27 protein-coding genes and 1 riboswitch are annotated in these 25,064 nt (G+C 35.0%); of the genes, 7 read left to right on the top strand and 20 right to left on the bottom strand.

Translation table 11 applies throughout. The features are described from left to right. The first annotated feature begins 39 nt into the window (after positions 1 to 39). Positions 40 to 1,968, top strand: a complete 1,929-nt coding sequence (locus HF964_RS03580) for an elongation factor G (protein ID WP_168721690.1) — start codon at positions 40 to 42, stop codon at positions 1,966 to 1,968. A 306-nt stretch (positions 1,969 to 2,274) separates the two neighbouring features. Here the strand turns inward: HF964_RS03580 and HF964_RS03575 are convergent, their stop codons facing one another. The 5 genes from HF964_RS03575 to HF964_RS03555 form a co-directional block, all read right to left on the bottom strand. Further along, entirely contained in the window at positions 2,275 to 2,811 is a 537-nt protein-coding gene (locus HF964_RS03575) for a hypothetical protein (protein WP_168721689.1), read from the bottom strand. Between the two features lie 168 nt (positions 2,812 to 2,979). Further along, positions 2,980 to 3,669, bottom strand: a complete 690-nt coding sequence (locus HF964_RS03570; RefSeq protein WP_168721688.1) for a hypothetical protein — start codon at positions 3,667 to 3,669, stop codon at positions 2,980 to 2,982. Between the two features lie 157 nt (positions 3,670 to 3,826). Further along, the gene (gene adhP, locus HF964_RS03565; RefSeq protein WP_168721687.1) at positions 3,827 to 4,882 is read right to left on the bottom strand and encodes an alcohol dehydrogenase AdhP; all 1,056 of its coding nucleotides are present in this window, start codon (positions 4,880 to 4,882) and stop codon (positions 3,827 to 3,829) included. 150 nt (positions 4,883 to 5,032) lie between these two features. Further along, the gene (locus tag HF964_RS03560; protein WP_168721686.1) at positions 5,033 to 5,791 is read right to left on the bottom strand and encodes a tyrosine-protein phosphatase; all 759 of its coding nucleotides are present in this window, start codon (positions 5,789 to 5,791) and stop codon (positions 5,033 to 5,035) included. 12 nt (positions 5,792 to 5,803) lie between these two features. Beyond that, positions 5,804 to 6,181 (bottom strand): hypothetical protein, encoded by a 378-nt coding sequence (locus tag HF964_RS03555; protein WP_168721685.1) that lies wholly within the window; start codon positions 6,179 to 6,181, stop codon positions 5,804 to 5,806. Between the two features lie 215 nt (positions 6,182 to 6,396). Here HF964_RS03555 and HF964_RS03550 point away from each other — a divergent pair, with 215 nt between their 5' ends. Beyond that, positions 6,397 to 7,224 carry a metallophosphoesterase family protein gene (locus HF964_RS03550; protein ID WP_168721684.1) on the top strand — a complete coding sequence of 276 codons (828 nt, stop codon included), beginning with the start codon at positions 6,397 to 6,399 and terminating at the stop codon, positions 7,222 to 7,224. 412 nt (positions 7,225 to 7,636) lie between these two features. On the opposite strand, the gene HF964_RS03545 is transcribed toward HF964_RS03550, so the two are convergent. The 6 genes from HF964_RS03545 to HF964_RS03520 all read right to left on the bottom strand — a co-directional run bounded on the left by HF964_RS03545 (position 7,637) and on the right by HF964_RS03520 (position 11,939). After that, a complete protein-coding gene (locus tag HF964_RS03545; RefSeq protein ID WP_168721683.1) occupies positions 7,637 to 8,272 on the bottom strand; it encodes a FadR/GntR family transcriptional regulator in 636 nt (211 codons plus the stop codon). Positions 8,273 to 8,544: 272 nt separating this feature from the next. Further along, positions 8,545 to 9,240, bottom strand: coding sequence for a 2,3-diphosphoglycerate-dependent phosphoglycerate mutase (locus HF964_RS03540; RefSeq protein WP_168721682.1), 696 nt, complete (start codon positions 9,238 to 9,240; stop codon positions 8,545 to 8,547). Positions 9,241 to 9,371: 131 nt separating this feature from the next. Next, positions 9,372 to 9,710, bottom strand: coding sequence for an AzlD domain-containing protein (locus HF964_RS03535; protein WP_168721681.1), 339 nt, complete (start codon positions 9,708 to 9,710; stop codon positions 9,372 to 9,374). Positions 9,711 to 9,725: 15 nt separating this feature from the next. After that, positions 9,726 to 10,502 carry an AzlC family ABC transporter permease gene (locus HF964_RS03530; RefSeq protein ID WP_168721680.1) on the bottom strand — a complete coding sequence of 259 codons (777 nt, stop codon included), beginning with the start codon at positions 10,500 to 10,502 and terminating at the stop codon, positions 9,726 to 9,728. 199 nt (positions 10,503 to 10,701) lie between these two features. Next, positions 10,702 to 11,034: a thioredoxin gene (gene trxA / locus HF964_RS03525; RefSeq protein WP_168721679.1), complete on the bottom strand. Its 333-nt coding sequence runs from the start codon at positions 11,032 to 11,034 to the stop codon at positions 10,702 to 10,704. A gap of 14 nt (positions 11,035 to 11,048) precedes the next feature. After that, positions 11,049 to 11,939, bottom strand: coding sequence for an RluA family pseudouridine synthase (locus tag HF964_RS03520; protein ID WP_168721678.1), 891 nt, complete (start codon positions 11,937 to 11,939; stop codon positions 11,049 to 11,051). Positions 11,940 to 12,086: 147 nt separating this feature from the next. Next, a riboswitch (TPP riboswitch) is annotated at positions 12,087 to 12,174 on the top strand. 112 nt (positions 12,175 to 12,286) lie between these two features. Here HF964_RS03520 and HF964_RS03515 point away from each other — a divergent pair. From HF964_RS03515 to HF964_RS03495, 5 genes are all read left to right on the top strand, one after another. Next, the gene (locus HF964_RS03515) at positions 12,287 to 12,847 is read left to right on the top strand and encodes an ECF transporter S component (protein WP_168721677.1); all 561 of its coding nucleotides are present in this window, start codon (positions 12,287 to 12,289) and stop codon (positions 12,845 to 12,847) included. A gap of 90 nt (positions 12,848 to 12,937) precedes the next feature. Next, positions 12,938 to 14,332, top strand: coding sequence for an ABC transporter ATP-binding protein (locus HF964_RS03510; RefSeq protein WP_168721676.1), 1,395 nt, complete (start codon positions 12,938 to 12,940; stop codon positions 14,330 to 14,332). A gap of 2 nt (positions 14,333 to 14,334) precedes the next feature. Continuing rightward, positions 14,335 to 14,994 (top strand): energy-coupling factor transporter transmembrane component T family protein, encoded by a 660-nt coding sequence (locus HF964_RS03505; RefSeq protein ID WP_168721675.1) that lies wholly within the window; start codon positions 14,335 to 14,337, stop codon positions 14,992 to 14,994. Between the two features lie 54 nt (positions 14,995 to 15,048). Further along, positions 15,049 to 15,969, top strand: coding sequence for a magnesium transporter CorA family protein (locus HF964_RS03500; RefSeq protein ID WP_168721674.1), 921 nt, complete (start codon positions 15,049 to 15,051; stop codon positions 15,967 to 15,969). Between the two features lie 57 nt (positions 15,970 to 16,026). Further along, positions 16,027 to 16,281: a hypothetical protein gene (locus tag HF964_RS03495; protein WP_168721673.1), complete on the top strand. Its 255-nt coding sequence runs from the start codon at positions 16,027 to 16,029 to the stop codon at positions 16,279 to 16,281. 125 nt (positions 16,282 to 16,406) lie between these two features. Here the strand turns inward: HF964_RS03495 and HF964_RS03490 are convergent, their stop codons facing one another. The 9 genes from HF964_RS03490 to croR all read right to left on the bottom strand — a co-directional run bounded on the left by HF964_RS03490 (position 16,407) and on the right by croR (position 25,053). Further along, positions 16,407 to 17,057, bottom strand: a complete 651-nt coding sequence (locus HF964_RS03490; protein ID WP_168721672.1) for a TetR family transcriptional regulator — start codon at positions 17,055 to 17,057, stop codon at positions 16,407 to 16,409. Between the two features lie 37 nt (positions 17,058 to 17,094). Next, a complete protein-coding gene (locus HF964_RS03485) occupies positions 17,095 to 17,751 on the bottom strand; it encodes a TetR/AcrR family transcriptional regulator (RefSeq protein WP_168721671.1) in 657 nt (218 codons plus the stop codon). Between the two features lie 277 nt (positions 17,752 to 18,028). Further along, positions 18,029 to 19,441: an amino acid permease gene (locus HF964_RS03480; RefSeq protein ID WP_168721670.1), complete on the bottom strand. Its 1,413-nt coding sequence runs from the start codon at positions 19,439 to 19,441 to the stop codon at positions 18,029 to 18,031. Positions 19,442 to 19,631: 190 nt separating this feature from the next. Then, positions 19,632 to 19,958, bottom strand: a complete 327-nt coding sequence (locus tag HF964_RS03475; RefSeq protein WP_168721669.1) for a hypothetical protein — start codon at positions 19,956 to 19,958, stop codon at positions 19,632 to 19,634. Positions 19,959 to 20,195: 237 nt separating this feature from the next. Continuing rightward, on the bottom strand, positions 20,196 to 21,182 hold the full coding sequence (locus HF964_RS03470) for a ribose-phosphate diphosphokinase (RefSeq protein ID WP_168721668.1): 987 nt from the start codon (positions 21,180 to 21,182) through the stop codon (positions 20,196 to 20,198). A 154-nt stretch (positions 21,183 to 21,336) separates the two neighbouring features. Further along, positions 21,337 to 21,783, bottom strand: a complete 447-nt coding sequence (locus HF964_RS03465; RefSeq protein ID WP_168721667.1) for a MerR family transcriptional regulator — start codon at positions 21,781 to 21,783, stop codon at positions 21,337 to 21,339. Positions 21,784 to 21,849: 66 nt separating this feature from the next. Continuing rightward, on the bottom strand, positions 21,850 to 23,109 hold the full coding sequence (locus HF964_RS03460) for a D-alanyl-D-alanine carboxypeptidase family protein (RefSeq protein WP_168721666.1): 1,260 nt from the start codon (positions 23,107 to 23,109) through the stop codon (positions 21,850 to 21,852). Then, on the bottom strand, positions 23,069 to 24,250 hold the full coding sequence (locus tag HF964_RS03455; RefSeq protein WP_168721665.1) for a sensor histidine kinase: 1,182 nt from the start codon (positions 24,248 to 24,250) through the stop codon (positions 23,069 to 23,071). The genes HF964_RS03460 and HF964_RS03455 overlap by 41 nt, the downstream gene beginning before the upstream one ends. A gap of 110 nt (positions 24,251 to 24,360) precedes the next feature. Continuing rightward, complete coding sequence (gene croR, locus HF964_RS03450; RefSeq protein ID WP_168721664.1) at positions 24,361 to 25,053, bottom strand: response regulator transcription factor CroR; 693 nt, start codon at positions 25,051 to 25,053, stop codon at positions 24,361 to 24,363. Between the last annotated feature and the right edge of the window lie 11 nt (positions 25,054 to 25,064).

The following is a 25,064-nucleotide window of genomic DNA, read 5'->3' as shown; positions in this document are numbered from 1 at the left end:
ACAATTATTTAAATATTATTTAAATTTTTAGGAGACACGATGAAAATAACAATTGGCGTATATGCCCACGTAGATGCTGGAAAAACTACTTTTAGTGAAGCTTTATTGTATGAATGTAAAACCATCACTGCAGTTGGCCGTGTTGATAAACAAAATACGTTACTTGATTATCATGACATCGAACGTAATAAAGGAATTACTGTCTTTAGTGATACTTCTCATTTTAGTTATCAACAACAAGCATATCAATTACTTGATACTCCTGGGCATACTGATTTAATTGCTGAAATGGAACAAACTTTACCAGTTGTTGATATTGCAATCTTGGTCATTAATGGAAATGACGGTGTCCAAAGTCATACACTAACTTTATATCGAATGCTAAAGCGTCGAAATATTCCTACCTATATTTTTATTAACAAATTAGATAGTCAAACTAGTGATCTACAAAACTGCTTAAATGGTATTAATGATTATTTGACCACTGATACTTATTATTTAGAAAATCTTACTGACTTAACTTCACCGCAATATTTAGATTGGTTAGTCAACTATGACGAATCAATTTTAGAAGCAGTTTTAGAAGAAAGTGTTACCGCAGAATTAGCCTTAGCGGCTACTCAGCGCGTCATTCAAACTGGCAATGCACACTTAATCATGGGTGGTAGTGCATTGAAGCAAACTGGAATCACAGATTTTATGGCCCTCATCTATCAAACTTTTAAACCAAATACGGCGGCGGTTAATGCTAATTTTGGAGCTTATGTTTATAAAATTATCTATAATGAGAAAAACGAACGAATTACATTATTAAAACTGATGACTGGTCAATTAGAACCACGGACAAGCCTTAATATTGCAGAAAACATTGAAAAAATTAATGAACTCCGTGTTTATTCAGGTGCTAATTATCAGCAAATTAATCATGCTAGTGCTGGTGACATTATTGGTGTTACAGGGCTAAAAACCTCTACAATTGGTATGGGGCTTGGGCAATATCAGTCTGATTTTGCATTAACAAAAAAGCCCATGCTTCGGGCTACAATCACCTCTGATACACCATTTGATAATAATTTTTATCAAGTTATCCAACGAATTCAAGAGCAAATGCCTTTAATTCAATTGCACTTTCCTAAAGATACATCGATGATTTACATTGATTTTGTTGGTAAAATTCAATTAGAGGTTTTTGAAGATTTACTTCGTCAAACCTCTGATTACAATGTTAACTTTTCAGAATATACGGTGCTATATAAAGAAACTATCACCGATGAAGTTCTTGGTTATGGCCATTATGAACCATTAGGCCACTACGCAGATATCCGTTTAAGACTAAGTCCAAGCGACCAACCTGGTTTAACTTTTAGTAGTGAAGTTCCTTTAGAAACATTATCCAAGCAAGCTCAAAATATTATTGAAGATAGTTTATATGCTCGACCTCAATTAGGTGTTTTAACCGGATCACCATTAACTAAAGTCCATATTACTTTACTTGATGGCAAGCTTAGCCTCATTCATACTAGTAAAGGTGATGAACGGGCTGCGACTTGGCGGGCTATTCGGCAAGGTCTTGAACAGGCTAAATCACAAGTCTTAGAACCATGGTATACATTTGAAATTATCGTTCCAACTGATTACATCGGGCGAATTTTATCTGATATTCCTAAACTACACGGCCGCTTTAATCCACCAATAATTAACGGTGATGTGTGCACAATTACAGGCGAAGGACCAGTTAGCGATTTTGCTCAATATCCTGAAGCCCTTGCTTCATTATCAAAGGGAAAAGGAAGTATTCAATTTGATTTTTATGATTACTTACCTTGCTATGATGAAGCTGCTGTTATCGAAAAAATAGGCTACGAAAAAGATCGTGATTTAGACTATACTTCCAGTTCAATTTTATTTAAAAAAGGTGCTGGTTACGAAGTTAAGTGGGATGAAGTCCTTGCAATGCACCAAAAGTAATTAAAATTTAGTAGTAATTTGCTTATAGAACGTGTGTCAAAAAAGTAAATACTAGCGTGAAATAAGAAAATCCCGACCGAAATTATTTAAATTCAGTCGGGATTTTTTATTTTTATATAAAAAAAAGAACCAACCAAACGGCCAGTCCCACATACCTATACTACATATCAAATATATCTTATACACTTATTGTACGCTTTTTTATTCAGTTGTGAAGCAAAAAAAATCAAATTTCAAGAAAATTATTACAAAACATTCTAAAATAATTATTTTTTAATAAATGAAGTATTAATAATTTTTAAATTATTAATACTCATCTATAACGTCATTTTCAATTAGGGCCAATCCAAATTCAAGATTATTAGCGAACATACCTAACATATGTATATCTAAGCCTAATTTATTGGGCTCCATTTGCGCAATAACTTCCTCAATTAGGGCCACTGTGTTCGCCAATAGATTATTCGGGCGCATTACTAAGAAATTTTTCAAACGTAATAATTCATTAACTACTCGCAATAATAATAGCTCTGCACTTGCTTGCGGATTTTTTAAATCCCACTCAAATTGTTCAGCGTATGGTAATTCGATAATCGTTGGCACAATTTCATCGATTGTTCTATCAAGTAGTTGACTAAGTCCATCGTTACCAATACTTTCAAGTGTATACCGGCCTTGAATATCAACTGTTAAATACTTATTAATAAAATCATATGCTTGACTACCTGCAAGTTTGTCAGTTGGTACTAGTCTAATCGGGAAATAGCCTTGTAACTGTAATTGTTCCGCCTTGCGTGTTAACATCTCACGATTATTAAAACGCCGATACATTGCATCTTCCACAAAAGCTTCTTCTACTTTATCCGTAACTATCTTTTTTACTTTAAAATCGACAATACTCAAAATTGAACGTGCAAGATAACTAAATGTACCATCAGCGTTATCACTAACCCAAATAATTCGATCATCTGGACTTTGTAAATATGTCTTATCAAAACCGACAACATGTAATTATTGCAATTTGTAATCCGTGACCTGTAATCGTGCCATATGTATGCTTGCTTGATAACGATATAACGTTGGTAAATCTAAATAGCGCTCTTCATCTTGAGCTAGTCGTAGGTCTGTTTCAATTTTTTCAACTAATGCTAATATCGTTTTAATGTGACAAGTAGCTAACTGATTTTTTAAGAGTAATAATTCATTAATTACCTCAGCTGTGACTTCTTCTGGATCATTAATAAAGACACCAACAGTTGCATTTTGCTCTAATAAGCCATACATTAATTTTTTATTTTTTTGTGGATTTAACGTATTTTCAATTGTATATGGTCCCTGAGTTACTGGCACTAAATAATCAGTTAAGGAATACGTAAAGCTATGGGAACCTGCTTTTGCTAAATTAGCCTGATCACTAATTATTAACGGTTCAAATCCTAAATCAATCAACCCTAAATATAAATCATCTTCATTCGTTAACTTAGGGGCCATCATAGTATCACTATTCTCTACAAAAGCTTGGCGAATATCTTTGGATACCAAATAATTTATTTGCCCAGTAATAATATCGATTGTAGCAAAAGTGACAAATAATTGTTCAGCTTGTGTTTGCTGAGTCCAAACAATTGATTGTTTTGTTGAGATTGCCTCAATTGCGGCATCTAATATCTGTAACGATAATTTTTCGTGCTCCTTTGGCATCGTACTCCTTTCATCAGCGGCATGTCCACGCATAATTAATTAATTAATTAATTTACTTCCATTATACAAGTATATGTAGAAAAGGTAACACTAAATTAAACAAAAAAAAAGACTAGTTATTACACTAATCTCTTTTAAATTTTAGTCATTATTACTTTTATAAGCGCGTAAAGTCAATTACCTTACGACCAACAATTTTCCCATCGAGCATTTCTTGAATAGCGTCATTTAAATCAGCAATATCAATAGTTTCAACAATTGGTTTTACTTTGCCATCAGCCCCAAATTGGAGGGCTTCTTTCAAGTCACCACGAGTTCCAACTAATGAACCGTGAACTTGAATACCATCAAGAACGGTCTTAGCAATGTTTAACGCCATGTCACCTTGAGGTAAGGCAACTGCAACTAATTTACCCATTGGTCGTAATGCATCAATTGCTTGATTGAATGCAATTGGATTAACGGCTGCAACTTGGGCATTATGAACCCCACCAGTTAAGCGTTGAATTTCACCAGCAACATCTTTGGTCTTCATAAAGTTAACTGCTAACTCAGCACCATAACCTTTAGCTGCTTCCAGCTTTTCATCAGTTCCATCAACAGCAACAACGTGTGCACCGAAAACGTTATGTGCATATTGCACACCTAAGTTACCTAAACCACCAACTCCATGAACTGAAACCCATTGACCTGGCTTAGTATCTGCCACCTTTAATGCCTTATACATTGTGACCCCAGCACATGTGATTGATGATGCTTCAACTGGATCTAAGTTTTCAGGAACCTTAACCGCATATTTTGCGTTAACAACTACTTGTTGGGCCATGGCACCATCAACGGTAAAACCAGCGTTACGAACATTGCGACAGAACGTTTCATTACCTGAAACACAATAGTCACAAACTCCACAAGCATCATAGAACCAAGCAATTGATACTCGATCACCAACTTTTAAATAATCTGATGCCCCGTCAGCTAACTTAGCTACTCGCCCAATCCCTTCATGGCCAATAACACGTCGAAATTGGCCATTACGAGTGCCGATTTCATTTGGATTACCAAAATCACCATTTGCACAGTGAATATCAGTATGACATAATCCACAATATTCCACATCAACTAGTGCTTCACCAAACTGTAAAGCACGTGGTTGCCAATCATCAATAATATCTACAAATCCATTTGGAACTTCACGTACAACTGCTGCTTTCATATTTTTCATCCTCTTTTTATTAATCTAACATGTATTATCAAGACTATACAGAGATTGTACACCTTTTCACATAATAATAAAAGAATCTAGCTCAATATTCGTAAAAAAAAACTAACTACTTAATTCTATAAGTAATTAGTTTTTGCTTTATTAAACTAAATATTGATGCCGTAATGCTGTAATGACATCACTTGATAGTCCTAAACCATCATTTGCTTTGAAATAATGCGCAATTGAACCAAAGTTATCTTCAATTGTAGCAAAACTATGTTCTAAGTAGTCTTGCTTTACGTATAACATTGTCTCAATAACGGCAAGGGCTTTCTCATCTAAGCCGTTCGCCCGATAGTTTGCAAGTATTGCATCGTTAGCTATTTTACGTGCTGGATTTGTAGCTAAATAATCTCGCATAATTTGGTCAGGTGTAACTTGTAAACTTGCCAATAATAACGCAGCTGCAACTCCAGTCCGATCTTTACCTGCAAAGCAATGAAATATTGCTGGTCCTTCAGAGGTGACCAAGCTATTCATAAAATTGTGCAATCCTTCACGGCCACTTGCGGATAATACAATATCTTGATACATATCTTTCATCACATCATCTGCTTTTTGGCCATCAAAATTTGAAGCAAATACTTCTAACGATGCCGTATGTCCACCTGCATCACGCATTAAATCAATATGATGATATGCAACCCCAGTAAAATCATCATCAGGTTTTTCAGTTACTTCTTTGCTACTTCGAAAATCATAAATTTGTTTAATATTAAACTTTTCAAATAACATTGCACGTTCTTGCGCAGCAATATTCACTAATTCACCACTACGAAAAATCATATTAGCTTGCATTTTTCGATTGTTAACCGTAGTAAAGTCATTCAAGCCACGAAAATTAACTAAAGTTTCCATTCTATTATCCTCTTAATCTTGAGCAGTCGCTTCGTATGTTTCCACAAGATCATTAATCTTAGTAATAAGTGGTTCATCAAAAATTGGATAATCTTCAATCAAACCAAGTAAATCAGCAATATTATCTCCAGCAATAGTATCATAGTACGTAATTTCATTAATTAATTGTTTATTACTTTTATCGTCATCATTAATTTGCATATACTGTGCTACTTTAGCTTGGTATGCTGCCATTGCTGTATCATTTACTAATGGTGTTGCCAGCTCACCACCTCGCTCAATGATTGTATTTTCCATAACCTTTAACGCATTTTGCAAGGTTTCAATTGTTGCCCCAGCTAAAGCTTGGCGTGCGTTACGATATGCAAGTGTTGCTTGTTTATCCATCATTATAACCTCATTTTTTCTATATCATTAAATTATAACGTGAATTATCGTGAAATTATCAATAGATTCTAATTACCTTGTCGTACACACCTAACATTTACACTTTTTTACGTATTTATTACCAAATTGATATTAATAATAATGTGCTACAATAGTATGATAAACATCAGATGTTTATCCAATTTATTATATGATACATGTAAAAGGAATATTTAGCTATGAAAAAAATTATTCAAATTTCTGATCTTCATTTAACTTCTGAGGGTCAACCTGATGCCTATAACCAAAAAACTAGTCCCTATACCAAACTTGAATTAATTTTTAATGATATTGCTTTAAAGTATCCCGATGTCGAGTTTATTGCTATCACAGGAGATCTCGTTCATGAAGGGGTAGCTGCTGATTACAAAGTTCTAAACGATATTATTAATACTCAAAAGGCCAAATTAGGTATCGATATTCATGTTATTTTGGGTAATCATGATCGTACGGCCGCTTTCTTTAAAGGTTATTTAAAACAAGCAGCTAAAGATGAATATTATTATGTAATTAATGATGGCACAACTAAATATTTCTTTCTTGATACAAAATATGATGATAAAGAACAAGGGAGCCTTTCTACTGAACAATTAACTTGGCTAGCAGATGAAGTTAATGCTGATGTTAATATCCCTAAAATTTTATTTACTCATCACCCCATCTATGGGTTATCAATTATTCATCGCAACGATAGCTTAATTTCAAATAGTGCACGTCTTTATGAAATTATCGCAAATAAGAATGTATTAGGCATTCTTTCTGGACACTTACACTTCACTTCAACTAATTACTATAACCATATTTTAAGTGTTACTGCTGATTCAAGTGCCTATCATATTGATTTAACTAATCCACGTTATGCATCTTTTACAGATGCGGTTAGTTACAATGTAATTAGTTTTGATGAGCAGCATTTAGGTGTTGAAAATGTATATCTACGCTATGACAACGAAATTCGTTTGCAATACGATTTTGTCGCCAATACCTTTACTACTCCTACCGTTTAATTATTTAATTAAACGTCATATCTATTTAAAAAATTCAAGCCAGAAACTTGCTTTAAAGTCGGTTTATTAGGCTTTTTATAGCAAAAAACAATCTTTACAATAACTAAACATCATATCTATTTTACATTTACATTTTACCTGTATAGTTATATTTATCCAGTCATTACGCTTTTAAGTCCTCAGGAGATTACTATGATTACATTAACAACAATCACCGCATTTTTTATTGCCCGTAAATTTAAAAATATTAAAACATTTGTTAAAAGTAAGCTAAACCCCGAAGGTACCTCATTGGAAGAATAATATATTAAAAATCTTATTATGCTTTAGTTCTGTACTTGACTTCATCGCTGATACAAAAAAATAACAATAAAAAAAACTTGAGGTATTCACTCAAGTTTTTTTGCTTATATTAAGCTAAGTTTCTATCATTAGTTTCACGGATTAATTTTTTGGCTGCAGTAACATCTCTATCAACAATTGCTTTAAAAATTTGATTATGCAAATCAGTATTATCAGTAAAATCAGTTGTTTTTAAAACCTGATGTCCAAGATATGTACGGACGTCTTCTAAAATACTATTAAACCATTTAATCAAAAAAGGATTTTGCGTTAAATTAACAATAGTTCGGTGAAATTCTAAATCAGCGTTAACATATTCTAAAAATTTGCCTTTTGCCAATAACTTATTACGTTTAAATAATAATTCTTTTAAATTAAGTAGTTCTTCATTACTAAGTTGGATTTGCGCACACTTAATTACAGCTGTTTCTTCAATCATTGTTCGTGCAAGCATTAATTGACTTGGTGTAAATTCAGTTTTAAATTCCGTTGCATTAATAAATGTTCCTGAACCTTGCTTAACCGTCAAAACATCGGCAAAAGCCAATATCTTAACCGCTTCTCGTAAGGTTGAACGACCAATACCAAGTGCAGTGGCTAAATCAGCCTCTCTTGGTAATTTGTCATTTACCTTCAGTTCTTTTGTTTTTATAAATGCCATAATATCATCAATCGCTTTATTTACTAGGCTACGATCGCTTGCCATATTAATTTCCTCTTATTTTCCGGTCAATATTGCTAACAACGATAATAGCAAAAAATAACTTTTAAAACAATATTGATGCTGTAAAATTCTCTTACTACCCTCATATGTGCCAACCCTATCAGCTAGCTAAGCGTATCAGCAATAGCGTCAAAACGCGTTCCCTCATGGCAAAACTTTGCGCCAATCCAAAAATCCACCCTGATGGTTTCACATCAAGGTGGATTTTCTAATTGTGCTCAAGTTTTTAACGCCTTGAGTCACGCTCTATTAAATTACTTCTTTTCAAGAATCTTCTTATCAGTAACTTCAAGTTCAGTGTTGAAAGTGTAAACAACAGGTTCACCAGTCGCCATTTCGAGGTTCAAGATATCGTCATCAGAAATGTTTTCGATGTACTTGCTCAAGGCACGCAATGAGTTACCGTGGGCAGCGATGATGATGTTCTTGTCATCCTTTAACTTAGGAGCGATTTCGTCTTCCCAGAATGGAATAACACGATCCAAAGTAACCTTCAAGTTTTCACCAGCTGGAACAGTACGTGGGTCAAGGTCTGCATAACGACGGTCGTTAGCAATTGAACCTTCAGCATCAACGTCTTGCATTGGTGGCAATACGTCATATGAACGACGCCAGATGTGCACTTGATCGTCACCCCATTTTTCAGCGGCGTCAGCTTTGTTTTGACCTTGCAAAGCACCGTAGTGACGTTCGTTCAAGCGCCAAGTCTTAGTTTCAGGAATCCAAAGTTGGTCTGATTCTTCAAGAGCGAAGTGCAAAGTCTTAATAGCACGAGTCAATACTGAAGTGTAGGCGAAATCAAATTCCAAACCTTCAGCCTTCAATGAACGACCTGCGTTCTTTGCTTCTTCAACACCTTGTTCTGACAAGTTAACATCAACCCAACCAGTGAAAAGGTTCTTTAAGTTCCATTCACTTTGTCCGTGACGAATCAAAACTAATTTAGCCATTAGGATACTACCTCTTTTTTAAATGATTTTTTATACAATTACGATTATACCCGATTTTGCTCACTAACGCACACTAAAAACCAAATCAAATCTAAATCCTACTAAAAAATTTTAATTGATTTATCAGTTATTTACATTGCGGCCAGTAATAAAGCAAAGCCCCATACACTAAGGAGGCCCACCATTACTGACAAGAACATTGATCGCGTATAGTATGCAAAAATTACGACAATTAAAGCAGCTAAATACATATTGTAGTTAGTAAATGTCATATGATAACTATGATCAACGAATAAATCTTTGGCAATTAATGAAGTAAATAATGCTACTGGCATATAGTTCATCCATTCATTAAACCAAGTTGGTACTTTTCGTGTTGTAAAAAATAACATCGGGAAGTACCGAGGGATTAAAGCGGCAACCATCCCGAAAAAAACAATCATTAAATGCCGTTTTGTTTCTGCATCCATGAACTTGAATCTCCTCTAATTCTCTGCTTCGCTAAGTTGTTCCATTTCACGAGCGCGGGGATTTTTAATCCGTTTTAACATTGCGCTATCGCTGTAGTTAGCTTTTAAGTAACGTTCCAAGAAGTATCCAGCGGTTGCTGATACTAAAGTTGCAACAATTAACCCTAAAGTACTCTTAAACATTACCACCGTTAAGACTGACACTACTACTGAAATGACTACTGGAACAAATAAAATGCGCCGTTTGAGCTGCATTGTTACCATGTACAAAAACATTGCGGTTAAAGCAAAGTGTACAATTGGCAAGTCAATCGTAATCTTGGTCCCTAAAAGACCCCCAATAATATTTCCAACTGTCCATGAAAGAAGTGAGAAGTATTCAACCATTAAAGCATCTGTGGCTGACCATTTCTTGTCTGTTGAAAACTTTAGGTAATTAACCGCATAGTTTTCATCGTTCATAGAAAAAGAAAAACGGAAAATAAAAGGCTTACTTTCATTTTTAAGATATTTTGACAAACTTGTTCCTAGCAATGCGTAACGTAATTCAAGGAAGAATAATAGCAAAGTAATTGTGAAGACTGGGGTCCCCGTCATAATTGATGATGCAATTAAAAACTGGGCGCCACCAGAAAAGACAAATAATGAAACTAGGACAATCATCCAAATAGCAAAACCACCAGTTTTTAATAAAATCCCAGCGGCAATTCCTATTGGTAAGTAACTAATCATTAGTGGCAAACATGCCTTTAATGCTTTTAGCCAGTGTGGCTCATTTGTATGCTCGTTCATATTGACTCCGAAAATAATTCAATCATGTATTAAAACAGTAAATCAATTGTATCATACCAATACACTTAATTTACAGTTTCACTAATTTTAACGACATAATCGTAAAATGTAAGCGTTATCTCTCATAATTATCTAATAAACAAGAAAATACTACTTAAAATTAGTCCCTTATGACCATTTTAAGTAGTATTTTTAGATTTTATTTGGAAGCTTGATATTCAGTAACTTTTTTGGCTAAATAATCATTTAACTTTGCTTGCGGATATAAACCAGAGATTTTTTCTTTAGCAACACCGTCTTGAAAAATAACCAACGATGGAATACTCATCACATGGTATTCCTCCGCTAATTTAGTTTGTCCATCAACATTTACCTTACCAAATGAGATTTGTCCAGCAAAATCATTTTCTAATTTATCCAAAATAGGATTCATAATCTTGCAGGGCCCACACCATTCAGCCCAAAAATCAACGACAACTAAACCGGTCGCTGTAGCTTCTTTAAGATTTTCTTGTGTAATTATAACTGCCATTATTATACTCCTGATTATTTTAAATTGACTGGAAAATGTGCTGGTAATGTTGCTGTTAAATTAATTACTTCATTACTAAACGGCACGTGTAATTCAACTTGAGCACTATGTAACATCATTTCATCCCCATGTTGGGTAGTGGAATTGTATAATGGATCCCCAATAATTGGGTGGCCAATACTAGCAAGATGGACTCGTAATTGATGTGTGCGCCCTGTTTCTAATTGTAACCGAACTAAGGTATTTTGAAAAACACTGTGAACTTTAGTCCAATGAGTAATAGCTGGTAATGCTTTGGGGCCATTTATTTGTCTTTTACGTGGATCATTCACATCTTGACCGATGGCTGCATCAATACTGCCGGCCGTTTGACTAATAGCACCACTAACCCATGCCAAATAAGTCCGCTTAATAATCTTTTTAGCAATTAATTGATTTAAAATTGGCACAACAACTGGAGTTTTAGCAATTATTAACGCCCCCGAAGTAGCTTGATCTAAACGATGGATAATATATGGTTGCCTATGTTGCGGTGCTAAATATGCCGCCACAAAATTCATAATTGTATTCATTTCTCCTGTATAGTTCGGATGGGTTTTATACCCAGCTGGCTTATTAACGACTAGTAAATCTTGATTCTCAAAGATTACTGGCACTTTAACACTATTGTCAATCGCATAATTTGAATTTGCTGTTACAAAATCCTCATCAATAAAGTTAAACGTCAATTTATCTCCTAACTTTAAGACTGTACTAGTATGTTGATAATCACCGTTAATCAATACGGCCCGGCGTATCCGTAAATTCCCCCTAATTCGACGGGGCACATACCATTTAGTTAATTGATCTTTTAATGTTGTTCCCGCCTCTTGTGCGGTTATAGTCAGTTCATAAGGCCATTTCATTATTATCTACCGCCTTTCTTCAAACTTTAATTTTAGCATATCTAATTGTAAAGCTCATAATTTACCAAGCCATTCTTTACAACTAACTTAAAAACAGTTATATTATTGGTAGCGAAGTTAACTTCGTAAAAAATTTAATATTTAAAAGCATGTTATCTGGGGTGCGAAGAGCTGAGAATTACCCATTGAACCTGAACTAGTTAGTACTAGCGGAGGAAGATACGCTTATTTTTGTGCAATTATGCCTATCGTAAGCCAATCTTTATTCGTAAACCATGAATGAAGATTGGCTTTTTGTTTTTTTAACTGACGATAATTGTGTTTTTAAATTTGGAGGAATTAGTACTATGCAAGCAACTAAACAATCATCTGGATGGCACTTACGTGATGTCATCATGTTAACACTTATTGCCATTTTCTTTGGTTTTATCTTTTGGGTTTGGGCCTTTGCTTATGATGCAGTAGCTGCAACCCCACTCAAACCATTTGCCAACGATATCACTTTAGGAGCCTGGATTATGGCTGGCCCACTAGCTGGTTATCTACTCCGCAAGGCTGGAGCATCATTTTTAGGAGAATTCCTTGCCGCCTTTGCTGAAATGATTATTGGCTCACAATGGGGAGTCTCAACGCTCCTTTCTGGCTTGATTCAAGGAATTGGTGGTGAGCTTGGTTTTGCTTTAACTGGTTACAAGGTGTGGAATGGTTTAAGTCTTGTTCTTTCAACTTTAACTAGTACAATTGTAACTTTTGGTTATGATCTTTATGCTAATGGCTATGCTTCATATAGCTTTGGCATGTTAGTTACTTTGTTTATTATCCGCTTCATTTCAATTGGCTTCTTTGGTGGTGTATTAGTCGCAGCCATTACTAAGCTAATTGATAAATCAGGAATTTTAAACCGTTAATTTTTAATAACACATATCTTTAGCACATCTATTTTAGCTATTTAGCTAAAATAGGTACATATTAACTATAAAATAATGAGGATTATAACCATGCCTGTGCTTACTACTCACAACTTAAGTATCGCTTATCAAGAAAATGCCACTCCAATTATCGCTGACGTTAATTTATCCCTTGATGCTGGAAGTTTTAATCTTTTAATTGGCCCCTCAGGTAGTGGTAAATCAACCTTGTTAAAAGCATTGGCGGGGCTTTATCCCGAATTTGGCGGTTTCATTAACGGTGCAATCAAACTCGAAGATCACAATATTAATGATTTAAGTATTATCGAACGAGTTAAGAAAGTTGCTTTACTTTTTCAAAATCCCAACCAGCAATTTGCAATGAGTACCCCTTTTGATGAATTAGTTTTTACACTTGAGAATCTTCAAACACCGCCCGACGATATTAAAGCCCGTGCTATGGCGGCTTTAGAATTTGTAGATATCGCTAATTTCAAAGACCAAAATATCCAAACATTATCCGGTGGTGAAGCACAAAAAGTTGCTTTAGCAATTTGCTTAGCCATGGATAGCGATATTATTTTATTAGATGAACCGTTTGCAAGTGTTGATCCCATAGCACGGCTAGAACTATTACAAAAGCTCAAGCAATTACAACAAGCAGGCCGCACAATTATTATTTCCGATCACGATTTAGCCGGTTACGCCGATATTATCTCAAGCATGTATACTATCGATGGTCAGCATTTAATAGAAGTTACTGATACTACTAGCTATTTTGCTAAATTTAGTGCTAAACCTGCCAATTATCAACCCGTAAGTGGTCAAAGTGTTTTTGAAATAAATCAGCTTAGCCTTAAAACTAGTGGTCGGACTTTACTGCAACCAATTTCTCTGCCAATTGCTAAAGAAAAATTCACTTTAATTACCGGTCCTAATGGGGTTGGCAAATCAACTTTCTTTACAGCTTTAACCCGCCTTAAAGCATATGATGGCCAAATTAGTTATTTAGGTACTGATATTCAAACTATCAAACTACCAAAATACGTGCGTGAAGTTGCCTTAGTTTTCCAACAAGCTGAGCAACAATATCTTAAAATGACGGTCATGGAAGAAATTGAATTAAGTTTAAAACATGCTTTACACCCTGATTTATGGACTCCTGCCAAAATTGATAGTACTTTAGCACAATTAAACATGGCTGCGCTCAAAGAACACGTTATTTATCAATTATCTGGTGGTCAAAAAAAGAAACTCCAAATTTTATTAATGCTTATAATTGGCACCCCTGTCTTGTTATTTGATGAACCTTTAGCCGGGCTTGATTTAGTATCTGTTGATAATATTTTTACATTATTGATAGCAACCGCTTCAGCTCAGCACCAAACTATTTTAATGATTAGCCATCAATTAAATGGGATTACGCAATACTTTGATCATCACTTAATTTTTGATAACCAAACTTTAACTTACGAGGTACATTAACCATGAATGCTAGTATCAAAATTGCGGTCGCCTTGTTGATTAGCTTGGAAATTTCATTTACAAAATCAATTAGTCTAAATATTGCATTGATTATTTGTGCAATTATTTATTTATTATTTAAACGAGTTAATTGGAAACTAATGCTTTACAGTATACTATTGCCAATTTTACCAGCCTTTGGTTCGTGGTCTTCACTTTACTTTTATGGGACAGGCGATCATGTCCATATGGCTTTTGTATTACTAACTCGGATTTTTGCTTACATTTGGATTGGTAGCTGTTTTACTTTTACCACCAATATTGATGACTTGTTGAAATCACTTGAACAAAATTTTCGGCTGCCTAACACCTTTGTCTACGGTGTTTTAGCCGCATTTAACTTTTTACCACGGATTGCTCAAGAGGTTAAAACCATCCGACTAGCGGCCCGCATGCGTGGTGAGGTTTTACACTTTTATTCACCCCAAATTTTCTTCAAAGCCATCTTAACATCATTTAACTGGTCTAATAATCTAGCACAAGCTATGCGTTCACATGGTTTTGCTGAAGGCAAACGTCGAACACATTATCATATTATCAAGATTCCTAAGTGGAATTGGTTAGTTGCTGCTAGTATATTAATTGCCGTGCAAGTGTTTTTATTCATGTCACCGTTTCATTAATTTGTTATAGTAGAGGTATACTATTCTAAACTAAAGATGTAGGCAGATGATACCATGATAAAAGAAATTACTCATTTTAAAAAATTTAAATGGTTGCAAATTTCTGATCCAACATCAGAAGAACGCACCCAATTAATTGAGCAACATCACTTGACTAATGAATTACTATTTTATGCAACCGACCCAAATGAAAGTGCACGGATGGAATATGACGTACATAATGATACCAAGTTAATGATTTTTGACGTTGTTACTTTGGATGGGTCTCAAGCCGTCACAAGTCCGATTGGCATTATGTTTCGTGAAGGCTACTTATTTACTTTCACGCGTGAATCAACTGAGTTTATTAACGATATCTTGATTAGTCCTGATAACCATCAAGTTGCAAAACCTGATGATGAAATTGAAGCGATTGATGTAGTCCTCAATGGTCTATATTCTTTAGTTACCGATTATGTTACTGCCCTTGTTGGGATTAATCGTCGTCGTAAGGGAATTCAAGAACGCTTAGCCCACGCACGACAAGTTCAAAAAGAAATTAATGCCTTACTAGAATTAGAAACTAATCTAATCTATTATTTAAATTCATTACAGTCCGATATTGTATTATTAGAAAATCTCAAGCGCCATGAAGCTAGTCGCTTATCCACGATACAGTCTGAACATATTGATGATATCTTAGTTGAACTGCGTCAAGCTACCGATATGGCAACAATGGCTCAAGATGTGGTCACATCCGTTTCAGGGGCTTATTCTAACTTAGTGAATAATGATTTGAACTGGACGATGAAACTATTAACGGTCTTTTCGATTCTTTTGACTGTGCCAACAATTGTTTCTGGATTCTGGGGGGAAAATGTTCCGCTACCATTAATGAATAACCCTTATGGCTGGATAATTACAATTGCAATTATGGTTGTGATTATGCTCATCTTTTCTTTCTTTCTATGGAAAGGTGGCCTATTTCGTAAATGAGAGCTTAAATATTGATATTCAATTAAGTCAATAAATACAACATTAAAGGATAAAATTATGCAATTAATTTTTGTGAGTATTATGTTGATCATTTCCGCACTCACTGAACATTTTCTTAAAGCTAAACCTAATCCACAATTACAAAAAATTACTGGTGGTATACACATTATCATTGCGCTTATTTTATTTAGTTTATACTTTTGGACAAGTATGAATTTAATTACTAAAATTGCGACTGGGCTTACTACGATTGGATTCTTATTAATTGGCAGTGCATATTTATTGCCGCGACCAACCTCAAAATATAAATGAGGCTGTAGCATAACTAAAATTTAGCAGTAATTTGCTTACAGAATGTGTTCCAAAAGGTAGATACTAGCGTAAAACAGGAAACCCCCGCCCGAATTTTAAAAAATTCGGACGGGGGTTTCCTGTTTTCACTTTAAAATACTATTCAAATACAATTCAAATAATTGACACGCTTCTTTTTCAATTGCAATTTCCGTTGCTGGCATTTCAATCGCCAGATTAACACCATTAAATTTATTAATATTTGCAAATGTAAGCAAGCCATTTAAAATTGAACCTTGAATAATAAAGGCATGTATAAGTTCATTTATATCTATATCAGGAACATTGGTAACCATTGTTTGACAGATGCTACTTAATAATTGATAGATAGCACTCCGTCCACGTTCTGTCTGTGAAGGATCAGCATGTGCTTCTAAAGTGAACCGGCGTAGCGAGTGAATTAAGATAATAACTTGGTATTCTCTAGCTAAAATTTTCATAGTATGTACTAAAAACATTTTAAGCTCAGTTTGATTAGTAATCGTTGTAGCTACTAATTCCGCCTTAACCTGCTCAAAATATTTTGTATAACCATTTATATCAATCGCCATATAGATGTCTTCTTTACTATTAAAATAGTTAAAAATTGTCCCTTTAGCAACTTGTGCCCTTTGAGCAATCATCGTCATCGTTATATCATTAAATGGTTTTTCAGTTATTAAATCGTATGCGGCCTGGCCAATTTGAAAGGCTCGTTTATTCTTTCGATCATAGCTATTAAACTTGTCATTGAACACAATCAATCCTCTTTTCCCAAAAATTAAAATATGTAACTTATTTTTTAAATAAAATACTATCTAAATACAAGCTAAACAAATTAATTGATTCATCAACAACATTAACCACCATATCAGGCATCGCCATATTAAATTGAATATTATTGACTTGGTCTAAATTACCAAAATTCAACATTCCATTCAAAATAGCTCCTTGAATAATAAAGGCATGTCGTATCTCCGATAAATCGACATCTGGAATATTTTTAACTGCTTCCTTAACAATATTGTTAATTAATAAGAAAATCCGGGTCCGCCCTTCCTCCGTTTGAATTGGATCAGCATGTGCTTCTAATGAAAAGCGGCGTAACGAATTAATTAAAATAATTATCTGATATTCTTGCACCAATGTTTGGGTTTGTTCCAACAAAAATTGCTTTAATTCTACTTTATCTTTGATTTCAATTTCTGCCAATTGCTTTTCAATTTCTTCGCAAAAGTACTGATAGCCAGTTAGCGAAATTGCCATAAATATATCTTCTTTATTTCTAAAATAATTAAAAATCGTCCCTTTGGCCACACCAGCTCGTTCCGCAATTGCGGTCATTGTGATATCTTCAAAGGGAACTTCTGTAATTAATTCATAGGCGGCTTTACGAATTTTCAATGCCCGTGGATTTTTGCGCCCATAACTATTTGAGTTTTCTATTTCCATCGTTAAATCCCGTCCTTTAGATATGGCGTATAAATATAATTTTTTTAATTATTCCACTTAATTATAACAGATGAAATATAACCTTTAGCTATATTTTTATAATCACGCATTATTAATCACTTAGCAGCCCAAGCCAGTAGCTACCAAAATTGTGCCATAATAATTTGCGTGAACTACGAAAAAAGACCGAATTTTTACAAATTCAGTCTTTTTTCTAGTTTTATTCGTTATCTGGGCGCCTTTTGTGTATAAACTTTTTGATTCCAGTCATTAAATATTATTTAGTGTTTAACTCCGAACGTTTACGACTGTATAAAAAGTAAATTGCTAAGCCAATGGCAAACCAAACTGCGAATCGTACCCAAGTTTCCCAGTTCAATCCGGCAATTAATACTAGGCAAAAAATAATTGAAATAATTGGTGTTATCGGTGCTCCGGGAACTTTAAACCCGCGATGTAAATCTGGTTCCTTTTTACGTAATACTAATACACCAGCCGAAACTAAAACAAATGCTGATAAAGTACCAATATTAACTAATTCAGATAATACATCTAAATTAATTAGACCACCTGCAAATGCTGTGATAATCCCAAAAAACCAGGTTCCTTTTGCTGGTACCAAGAATTTTTTGTCAACGTCACTAAAAAATTTGGGAAACAATCCGTCGCGAGACATAGCATATGCAATACGTGATTGGCCATATAAATCTACGAGGATAACTGTTGTCATCCCGACAATCGCACCAATACTTACAAAAACAGCTAACCAAAGCTGGCCAGTTTGATGTAAAACTGCTAAGACGGGGGCATTTAAGTATTTAGCAAAAACATGATAATCAACAACACCTGTCATTACTAGTGTCATCAAAATATATAAAATGGTTGAAATAACTAATGACCAAATGATACCACGTGGCATTGTTTTACTTGGATTGATTGTTTCTTCAGCACTTGAAGAAATTGCATCAAACCCGATAAATGAAAAGAAAACAATCGAAGCTGCTGGAATGATTCCCATCGCTGTCCCATGGCTAAAACTATATACTCCATGAGGTGCAAATGGAGTCCAATTGGAAATTTTAATAAACCAGAAGGTAGCCGCAATAAAGATGACAATCACCAAGACTTTGATAATAACCATAATGTCATTAACTCGCTTCGTATTATTGATGCCCTTTGAAATAATCCACGTTACTAAAAGAACAATTAAGAATGCTGGTAAATTAAAATAAGTTGTTACTCCTGGTGTAGTTCCGGCGGCAGCTGTTAAAGCAGTCGGCAAATGAATGCCCGCATTATTTAATAAACTCACGAAATATCCCGACCACCCCGCCGAAACATTGGCGGCACCTAATGAAAATTCTAAAATTAAATCCCAGCCAATCATAAACGCAATTACTTCACCAAATGCGATATATGAATAAGTATATGCCGAACCAGATATTGGAGCAATTGAAGCAAATTCAGCATAACATAGCCCCGCAAAGCCACAACAAATGGCAGCTAGCAAAAATGAAAGCGACAAAGCTGGTCCGGCCGTTAGTGCACCTTTACCGGTTAAAACAAAAATCCCAGTCCCAATGATATCACCGATTCCAAGTAAGATTAAATCCCAAGTACGTAGTGTACGTTTCAAGCGCGGTTGTGTCTTTAATAAATCCGCGACACTTTTTTTACGAAAAATATCCATAAAAATCTCCATTTCTTAAGCGTAACTTTTAATAAAAATACTAAATAGCAAAAAACACTCACCAAATATCATAGCATTATTCTATAAGGTAGGTTAACCGTTGCTTACATATTTTAATCATCTTCTAATAAGAAAAGTTTACTCAAGATTAAATGATATATCTTATGGATTACTTCTAAGCTAATTCACATTACTTTAACCGTTCAAGTTTTTCATGCTTAAACTTGTTTAACAAGCCGATTAGTAGTTCATGCGGTTTATTATCGTCATTTTGCCTACTAATCTCATCTAGACCATCTTTATCCATATGACTACCAATTTGAAAGTCTTTAATTGTTCCAGCCTTAATCCCTGCCAAAATTGCCTGGGCGGTATCTGATAATTCAACCGTTTCCTTATTATTTGCTCTTTTTGCAGCCAAATCAGGTGCTAATAACTTAGTGGGCTCTTCGTTGTCAACTACTTGCATTGTATCGATATTGAATTTAAATTGATTTTGTAAATTATTTATTTGCATCAAATCACATCCTACACATTTTTTTATTACGATCTTAATATCGGTAGTGAATATCCACAAAAAAGTTTCTTTAATAATCCTTTACGTACATTTAAGAAACCATATAGATAATTAATTATCCATACATGAACTGCTTTAGACACTATCATTTATGCATATACAAAAAAGCCGCCAAAGGTATACCTTCGACGAACTTTTTTCTAATACTTCACACTTCCCAAAGAGAATTGTACTATTTTATTTATGTGCACCACGACGGTAACGACTCAAGAACAATGGTGAGACTGCCTTGTTTTCATTAATCCGCATAATCGCATCGGCTAATAAGTCAGCTGATGAAACTTGTACCAATTTACTAAATTTCTTTTCTTCTGGTAATTTGATTGAATCAGTCAAGATAACCTTAGTAAATACCGAGTTCTCAAGACGTTCAACTGCTGGACCAGAAAGGACCGCATGAGTTGCTACCACGTAAACTTCAGAAGCACCTTCATCCATTACTTTTTGAGCCCCTTGAGTGATAGTCCCGGCTGTGTCAATCATATCATCAATCATGATTGCCCGCTTACCTTCAACGTTACCGATAATATTCATAATCTTAGCAACATTGGCTTTTGGACGCCGTTTATCAATAATTGCAATTGGGGCCTTTAATAGTTCCGCCAATGCTCGGGCTCTGGTTACACCACCATGGTCAGGTGAAACAACCACCGTATTACCTTCTTCAGCAATTCCGGAACTAAGTAAGTAATCCGCCAATAAAGGTGCCCCCATCAAATGATCCATTGGAATATCAAAAAATCCTTGAATTTGGGCAGCATGCAAGTCAAAGGCAATTACACGTGTGGCTCCAGCCTTCTCAAGCATGTTAGCAACTAACTTAGCAGTAATTGGCTCACGAGAACGCGCTTTACGATCTTGACGAGCATAACCATAATATGGCATTACTACGTTAATACTTGCGGCACTAGCCCGACGTAAAGCATCAATCATAATCAATAATTCAACTAAATTATCATTTACCGGTGCTGACGTTGATTGAACAATGTAGACATTGTCTCCACGAATACTTTCATCAATATTGACACGAATTTCTCCATCACTAAAGCGATCGACCGTAACTTTACCTAATTCAACTCCGATTGATTCGGCAATTTTTTCAGTAAGTGGTTGATTGGCACTTAATGAAAACAGCTTAAATTTTGGGTCAGTGTATGTTCTCATTTTGGTCCTCTACTTAATAAAATTTCTATAACGTTTTCTATAAACAATTTTATTAGTTTTTGTTAATCTATTCAAGCAATTATAGTCGTTTCTAACCAATTGTTCAGATTTATTCGCTTTATTCTAACGTAATCATCAAAATCAAAACTAAAACTTAACGTTCAATAATTTTGTACGTAACTTTACCATCTTTTTGGACAGCAATTAACCGTTGCTGCGTTGCTTCATCAAACCAACCAAGGTCAATTTCAATATGGTCACCATAATCTTCAATCGTTTGAATCGCTTCTTTGACAAACACATGTACAAAATTCGCCATATCAATGTATTCATTGATTTTTTTTACTGATGCTGACAAAGTATACCCCTGATCTTGAAAATACTTTATTCCCATTACGCGAGCATATTCTCGAAAACGGTATGAACGAGCTGCTTGTTCATCCCCACGTTCCATGGCCTGAATGTAATTTTTCTGTTCCCAGTACCGTAACTGTCGACTTGACACGCCAGTCATTGCACTTAATTCGCCAATTCGAAAAACCATTCGCTCTGCACTAAAAATTTTGCGAAACAATTGATACTGCACAGGTTCCTTTTCCATGTTAATACTCCACTTCTCTAACTATTGTATAGCTTATTGTCATTCAAGTTGACAACAATGTCAACTTTAGAATAAATCAAGGAAGTTTCGCCATATTTGTGCAAAGAAGCCTAGTTTCTTTACTGGATGTTGTGCAACGGCAACACTGGCAAAATCATCATGGCTACTTAAATACGTTGCATCATTAATTTTTACCATCCCCGCAGCTTCACCTTTTTTAACTGGTGCAGCAAATTCTTTGTTAGCGGTAATTGTAACTTTGGGAGTTTGTTGTGTACGTGGTAACCAAACCCCAATTGGTTGTTGATTTGTAACTATTAAGGTTTTATCTTGCCCATCTTTAATCGGTGTCTGTGCAGTTATTGCACCTGCATCAAGCTTTACGAAATGAACTTTGCTTAAAGTTTGATCAAGTAGCTTAATTGTTTGATAAAAACGGGTCGGATTTTCTCCATCAACAGGTCCTGTCCCGAAAACAACCGTGATTAGGCGCCGATTATCATATTTTAATGTTCCCACAAAGTTTTGATGAGCTTTAATAGATGTCCCCGTTTTTAAGCCATCAAATTGATATTTTGTCTTTACGCTACCACCCGGCAATAAAGCGTCAGTAGATGCAACATTCGTACCATAAAAATCTATATTAGGTAAGGCCGTCGTTTGAATAACATTTGGGTAATCATCAACCAAATGTGTTGCAATAATTGCCATATCCTTGGGACTTAATAGATTTTCGGTATTTGGATTGCTGCCTACTGCATCGCTATAGACTTGTGAATTTAATAACCCTGCAGCAGAATTAATCGTGGCATTATCAATTCCCCACATACCAAGTTGTTGTTTCATCTGTTGGATATATGCATGCTGATTACCACTAATTGCATCACCCAATGCCATAGCAGCGGCATTCGCTGACCCAAGTAACGCAGCTTGATATAATTTTTGAACGCTATAAACACGCCCAGGTGCTAGCGGTACATTCGTAAGTTCAGGTTCAATACTGACTTTAGCCACATTTTTTGAAATTTTAGTGACTGAATCCCAATCAAATAAATTATCTTTGCTAATTGCTTTATTTACCAAATAGGCCGTAATTAATTTTGAAGTTGAAGCAGCTGGCAAAACTTTATTCATATTTTGCTGAGCAATTATTTGACCACTTTCCGCATCAACAACAATTGCTCCTTTGGCATCAATGTTCGTTGTAACCGGATCTGCGTGAATTATAGGCTGATCTAATACCACAGCTAAGCCCGTCATTATTAGTAGACTAGCTAACAATAACTTAATCCGTTGTGGTTGCATGTCCTTGTGTATCATTTTCATTTATTTTCCCCATACTCCTTTGAACTATTGGTACTTGGACTACAAATTCAGTTGTATTATCATCTGATGTTGCATAAATTGAACCATTATGTCCTTCCACGACCCCTAATACAATGGCTAACCCTAGACCGGTACCACCAGTTTTAGTTGAACGTGAGCCCTCTACACGGTAAAAACGATCAAAGATATGTTCAACTGCATCTGCCGGAATCTTTTTACCATCGTTTATTACCCGTACTTCGACAAAATTCTTTTCTAACCGACTCGTTAATTTAATAAACGTTGCCCCAGTACCATATTTCAATGCATTCTGAACCAAATTCATAAATAAGCGGGCCATTTTATCAGGATCGGCATCAATAATAATATCATCTGGCTGTGATTCTGTTGTTAAGGTAAGCTTTTTATGCTGAGCTTCCAATTCAAAACTAGCTGCTAATTGTTCCAACATTTCACTTAAGTTAATTTTTTCAAAATTCAAACGCAAATCTAATTGTTGCATTTGTGCAAATTCAAATAATTCTTCAACCAATGATTTCATTTGCGTTGCTTTAGCATATGCGGTGTGGGTATACTTTTGAATTAATTCTGGCGTTAACTTATCATATTCATTTTCTACCAAACCTAAATAACCAATAATCGAAGTTAATGGTGTTCTTAAATCATGGGAAATATTGGTAATCATTTCATCTTTAGAACGTTCAATTGCTAATTCGTCCTCGCGTGCCATAATCTGTGCATCAACCATTGCATTAACACTATCAATAATTTTTTGTAAATTATTATTCAATTGGTATGAAATATGATGCTTAAAATGTCCAGCTGCAATATAATGCAATTCACTTAAGATATGTCCCATTTGTAAGCTTCGATACCGCCGCACTAATCGCCAGATTAAAATCCATAAATTAATGCCACCAATCATTAAAATTCCTACCCATTGGTAACTCCAAATTCGTAAATCTTCTGGTCCAAAAGATAGGCCACTTTTTATCTCAAAAATTCCTACTTGAAAGCTTTCATTCGTATGTACCACCTGATCAATAATCGTTAATACACTCCAATCAAGTAATAACAGAATCCCAATTGTAATAATACCTTCCCAAAAAAGAAGCCATTTTTCCCGACCAGTTAATTTCATTTTTTAACCCTTTCTTGCTTTAACGGTACGAAAAAGGACCATGACATATTACTAAAAAACAGTTATGTCACAGTCCTTTTTAACAACACCTTTATCAGGCTGCTTTAATATTAACGGCGTTCAATCTTGTATCCTACACCCCAGACAGTTTGGATAACTTGATCACCATTGGTTGCTTCTTCAATCTTATCGCGCAAGTGTGACACGTGAACCATAACTGTTTTAGCAGATACTACTGATTCTTGTTGCCATACACGTTCAAAAATGTCATCAGCTGAAAATACACGATTTGGATGACTTGCAAGCAAGTACAAGATTCCAAATTCAAGTGCAGTTAGGGCAATTCGTTCACCGCTGACAGTTTTAACTTCATGTGAATCTTTATTAATAATCAAAGAGCCCACATTTAAAACATCCGGTGTGATATCTTGAACACGGTTATCAGAACGACGAAGTAATGATTTAACGCGCGCCATGATTTCAAGTGGATTAAATGGCTTAGTAACATAGTCATCAGCTCCTGTAATTAATCCTTGAATCTTGTCCATGTCAGATGTCTTAGCTGACAAAATTAAAACTGGTACTTGAGAATCTTTTCGAATTTCTTTAACAACTTCTAAACCGTTAAGCTCTGGCATCATGATATCTAAAATTACTAGACCAATATCTGGATTAGTATGTAACTTTGATAGTGCTTCATGACCATCATAAGCGATTACTGATTCGTAACCTTCGTTTTTAATATAAATTTCAAGTAATTCTGCGATTTCGCGATCGTCATCTGCAACAAGAATTTTTGTCATCGATATCACCT

It is taken from the genome of Periweissella fabalis, from assembly GCF_012396505.1.
GTDB lineage: Bacteria > Bacillota > Bacilli > Lactobacillales > Lactobacillaceae > Periweissella > Periweissella fabalis.
Note: the sequence above shows the minus strand (reverse complement) of the source record. Positions and strands in the feature narration are given on the sequence as shown.

What these genes read in the sequence shown, in the direction of transcription:
- HF964_RS03580 (WP_168721690.1), top strand. Translation starts at nt 40, where the DNA reads ATGAAAATAACAATTGGCGTATATGCCCACGTAGATGCTGGAAAAACT.
- HF964_RS03570 (WP_168721688.1), bottom strand. Translation starts at nt 3,669, where the DNA reads ATGCCAAAGGAGCACGAAAAATTATCGTTACAGATATTAGATGCCGCA.
- adhP (WP_168721687.1), bottom strand. Translation starts at nt 4,882, where the DNA reads ATGAAAGCAGCAGTTGTACGTGAAGTTCCAAATGGATTTGTAGATATT.
- HF964_RS03560 (WP_168721686.1), bottom strand. Translation starts at nt 5,791, where the DNA reads ATGGAAACTTTAGTTAATTTTCGTGGCTTGAATGACTTTACTACGGTT.
- HF964_RS03555 (WP_168721685.1), bottom strand. Translation starts at nt 6,181, where the DNA reads ATGATGGATAAACAAGCAACACTTGCATATCGTAACGCACGCCAAGCT.
- HF964_RS03550 (WP_168721684.1), top strand. Translation starts at nt 6,397, where the DNA reads ATGAAAAAAATTATTCAAATTTCTGATCTTCATTTAACTTCTGAGGGT.
- HF964_RS03545 (WP_168721683.1), bottom strand. Translation starts at nt 8,272, where the DNA reads ATGGCAAGCGATCGTAGCCTAGTAAATAAAGCGATTGATGATATTATG.
- HF964_RS03540 (WP_168721682.1), bottom strand. Translation starts at nt 9,240, where the DNA reads ATGGCTAAATTAGTTTTGATTCGTCACGGACAAAGTGAATGGAACTTA.
- HF964_RS03535 (WP_168721681.1), bottom strand. Translation starts at nt 9,710, where the DNA reads ATGGATGCAGAAACAAAACGGCATTTAATGATTGTTTTTTTCGGGATG.
- HF964_RS03530 (WP_168721680.1), bottom strand. Translation starts at nt 10,502, where the DNA reads ATGAACGAGCATACAAATGAGCCACACTGGCTAAAAGCATTAAAGGCA.
- trxA (WP_168721679.1), bottom strand. Translation starts at nt 11,034, where the DNA reads ATGGCAGTTATAATTACACAAGAAAATCTTAAAGAAGCTACAGCGACC.
- HF964_RS03520 (WP_168721678.1), bottom strand. Translation starts at nt 11,939, where the DNA reads ATGAAATGGCCTTATGAACTGACTATAACCGCACAAGAGGCGGGAACA.
- HF964_RS03515 (WP_168721677.1), top strand. Translation starts at nt 12,287, where the DNA reads ATGCAAGCAACTAAACAATCATCTGGATGGCACTTACGTGATGTCATC.
- HF964_RS03510 (WP_168721676.1), top strand. Translation starts at nt 12,938, where the DNA reads ATGCCTGTGCTTACTACTCACAACTTAAGTATCGCTTATCAAGAAAAT.
- HF964_RS03505 (WP_168721675.1), top strand. Translation starts at nt 14,335, where the DNA reads ATGAATGCTAGTATCAAAATTGCGGTCGCCTTGTTGATTAGCTTGGAA.
- HF964_RS03500 (WP_168721674.1), top strand. Translation starts at nt 15,049, where the DNA reads ATGATAAAAGAAATTACTCATTTTAAAAAATTTAAATGGTTGCAAATT.
- HF964_RS03495 (WP_168721673.1), top strand. Translation starts at nt 16,027, where the DNA reads ATGCAATTAATTTTTGTGAGTATTATGTTGATCATTTCCGCACTCACT.
- HF964_RS03485 (WP_168721671.1), bottom strand. Translation starts at nt 17,751, where the DNA reads ATGGAAATAGAAAACTCAAATAGTTATGGGCGCAAAAATCCACGGGCA.
- HF964_RS03480 (WP_168721670.1), bottom strand. Translation starts at nt 19,441, where the DNA reads ATGGATATTTTTCGTAAAAAAAGTGTCGCGGATTTATTAAAGACACAA.
- HF964_RS03475 (WP_168721669.1), bottom strand. Translation starts at nt 19,958, where the DNA reads ATGCAAATAAATAATTTACAAAATCAATTTAAATTCAATATCGATACA.
- HF964_RS03470 (WP_168721668.1), bottom strand. Translation starts at nt 21,182, where the DNA reads ATGAGAACATACACTGACCCAAAATTTAAGCTGTTTTCATTAAGTGCC.
- HF964_RS03465 (WP_168721667.1), bottom strand. Translation starts at nt 21,783, where the DNA reads ATGGAAAAGGAACCTGTGCAGTATCAATTGTTTCGCAAAATTTTTAGT.
- HF964_RS03460 (WP_168721666.1), bottom strand. Translation starts at nt 23,109, where the DNA reads ATGAAAATGATACACAAGGACATGCAACCACAACGGATTAAGTTATTG.
- HF964_RS03455 (WP_168721665.1), bottom strand. Translation starts at nt 24,250, where the DNA reads ATGAAATTAACTGGTCGGGAAAAATGGCTTCTTTTTTGGGAAGGTATT.
- croR (WP_168721664.1), bottom strand. Translation starts at nt 25,053, where the DNA reads ATGACAAAAATTCTTGTTGCAGATGACGATCGCGAAATCGCAGAATTA.